Origin of the sequence: Sinimarinibacterium thermocellulolyticum (assembly GCF_040327995.1) — a bacterium.
Classification (GTDB): Bacteria; Pseudomonadota; Gammaproteobacteria; order Nevskiales; family Nevskiaceae; genus Solimonas; species Solimonas thermocellulolyticum.
Window position 1 is genome coordinate 1 of sequence record NZ_JBEPIJ010000050.1, and the last position, 1,196, is coordinate 1,196.

General features: G+C 61.3%; 1 protein-coding gene. It reads left to right on the top strand.

What is annotated here, in order from left to right:
* Positions 1–70 precede the first annotated feature (70 nt).
* Positions 71–1,182, top strand: a protein-coding gene (locus ABSH63_RS15735) for an IS3 family transposase (protein ID WP_352891062.1) whose coding sequence is annotated in 2 segments (ribosomal slippage) — positions 71–323 and positions 323–1,182 — 1,113 coding nt in all. Because the reading frame shifts where the segments join, the coding sequence is not laid out codon by codon here.
* Positions 1,183–1,196: the final 14 nt, after the last annotated feature.

Genomic DNA, 1,196 nt, shown 5'->3' on the forward strand with positions numbered 1-1,196 from the left:
CGTAAGCTTCCCCGCCGCGGCGACAACTTGAAAGTAGAGCTTTCTGGCATCGTACAGCCAGGAGGTTCTGATGAAGAAGTCGCGTTTCACCGAAACCCAGATCGTTGCGATCCTGAAGCACGCGGATGCCGGCATGCCGGTGAAGGAGATCTGCCGCAAGCACGGGATCAGCGAGCCGACGTACTACAAGTGGAAATCGAAGTACGGAGGGATGGACGCCTCGGATCTGCGCCGAACCAAGGAGCTGGAGTCCGAGCTGTCGCAGCTCAAGCGCATGTACGCGGACCTGGCCCTTGAAAACCGCGCGATGAAGGATCTGATCGCAAAAAAGTTGTAGCGCCGGACGCCAAGCGAGCGGCGGCCGGCTACTTGGTTCAAAAGCACGAGTTGTCGGTAGGACGAGCGTGTCGCTGTGTCGCCCTGTCGCGCTCGGCCTACTACCGACGACCGGACGACTGGACGGTGCGTGATGCGGAGATCATCGCTGCCCTTGCCACCTTGGTTGAAGGCAAGCCAGGCCGCGGCTTCTGGAAGTGCCGGAAGATTCTGCGCCGGCAAGGCCGGCCGTGGAACCACAAGCGTATCCATCGAGTGTACAAGCGCATGAATCTGCATCTGCGTCGCGCCGCAAGACGAAGGCTGCCCAAGCGCGAGCGCGTGCCGCTGTACGTGCCGCGCCTGCCCGACAGCGTCTGGTCGGCGGACTTCGTGAGCGACGCGCTGGTCTGCGGCCGTCGCTACCGGCTGTTCAATGTGGTCGATGACTTCAACCGCGAGGCCCTGCATATCGAGGTCGATACCTCGATCACGTCCGAACGGCTGGTCCGGGTCTTTGAGCGACTGCGCAAGGAGCGCGGCCTGCCGCAAGTGCTGCGGACGGACAACGGTCCGGAATTCCTCGGTGAGGCGTTCACGAGCTGGGCCAAGTCGATGGGCATGGCTATTCAGTACATCCAGCCTGGGAAGCCCAACCAGAACGCCTACATCGAGCGCTTCAATCGCACGTTGCGCGAGGAGCTACTCGACCAGCACCTGTTCGTCCGTCTCGGAGATGTCCGTGAGGCGACCTACTGGTGGATGCTCGAATACAACGAAGACCGACCCCATGACTCGCTCGGCGACATGACGCCAGTCGAGTATTCTCAAGCCGCCAGGAACTCTACTTTTGAACTGTCGCCTTGACGGGGAAGCTTACG